This window comes from Streptomyces sp. NPDC059895 (assembly GCF_042731035.1).
Lineage (GTDB): Bacteria > Actinomycetota > Actinomycetes > Streptomycetales > Streptomycetaceae > Streptomyces.
Genome location: NZ_JBHWKO010000093.1, coordinates 1 through 1,284, shown reverse-complemented (window position 1 = coordinate 1,284; position 1,284 = coordinate 1). Strand labels below are relative to the sequence as shown.

General features: G+C 79.7%; 1 protein-coding gene. It reads left to right on the top strand.

Annotated elements, in window-relative coordinates; genetic code table 11:
* Positions 1–189: 189 nt before the first annotated feature.
* A partial coding sequence (locus ACFV9M_RS41020) for a DUF4139 domain-containing protein (RefSeq protein ID WP_385102715.1) occupies positions 190–1,284 on the top strand: 1,095 nt, incomplete at its 3' end.

The window sequence follows — 1,284 nt, the reverse complement described above, 5'->3', positions numbered from 1 at the left end:
GGGGCACCGGCCCGTGCCCGGCCGGGCCCCCCCCCCGGGCGGGCCCCCGGGCGTGGGCGCGGCCCCCCCCCCGGTCCACCGCCGAGCGGAGGGAGGCGGGCGGCAGCGGGAAGATCGGGAATCGACGCGGACGCGCGGACCGTCCCGGCGTAGGCTTCGCTCAGCACGGACACGGCGGGGGTGGAGCACATGGCGACGGCCGAGGCGGCACAGAGGTGGGAGTCGGCCCTCGACTCGGTCGTGGTGTACGCGCAGGGCGCGGTCTGCCGCCGCCTGGCCCGCGGCAGCGTGCCCGCGGACGGCCGGGTGCGCGTGACGGGACTGCCCCGCTCGCTGGACCCGGGCTCCCTGCGGGCCCGTGCCCTGGGCGCCCCCGGGGCGCGCGTCACCGAGGCCCGGATCGAGGTCGAGGCCGAGCCGTACGACACCGGCGTGCCCGACGGGTCGCGGCGCGAGGTGGAGCGGCTGCGGGACGAGTACGCGGCGGCGCGGGGCCGCCGGGACCGGCAGCTGAGCCTGATCGAGGAGGTCAGGGCTCTCCACCCGGTACCGCCGGCCCGCCGGGAGGACGAGCCGCACCGCCGCACCCCCGTCGACGCGTGGCTGGAGCTGGCCGACTTCGTCGACGAGCGGCTGACGGGACTGCACAGCAGGCTCGTCGAGCTGGAGGAGGCGCTGCGCCGCGTCGAGCACGAGCTGGCCGTCGCCGTGGACCGGCTCGCCCGCGCCTCCACCGACGCGCCGTCAGCACATGTGGAGACCACGGTCTCGGCGGTCCTGACCCTCGACGGCGCCGAGGGCGCGGAGGTGGAGGTGGAGGTGGAACTGGAGTACGGGGTGCCGGGTGCCGTCTGGGTGCCGGCCTACCGCCTCTTCCACCGCCAGGGCGACAGCGGCGGCCGTCTGGTGCTGCGCGCCTCGGTCGCCCAGCGCACCGGCGAGGACTGGACCGGCGTCCGCGTCGCCCTGGCCACCGCCGACCTGCGGCGCGCCACCGACCTGCCGAGGCTCCGCTCGGTCCGGATCGGGCGCCGTCAGCCCGCCCCCGCGTCGTCCGGCTGGCGCGAGCCCCCGGCGGGGCTCGCCGACCTCTTCGCCGGGTACGACGCGGCAGGCCCTCGCCCCGCGACGGCCACCGCGCGCGACGCCGTCGTGGCCGGTGCCGCTCCCGTGCCCGTGGCCGCCGCCGGCGGCCCCGCGTCCGCTCCCGTTCCTCCGCCGCCACCGCCCGCGCCGTCGGCACCTCAGGGCTACGGCGGGCCGGCCGTCGCGCCCCCGGCACCC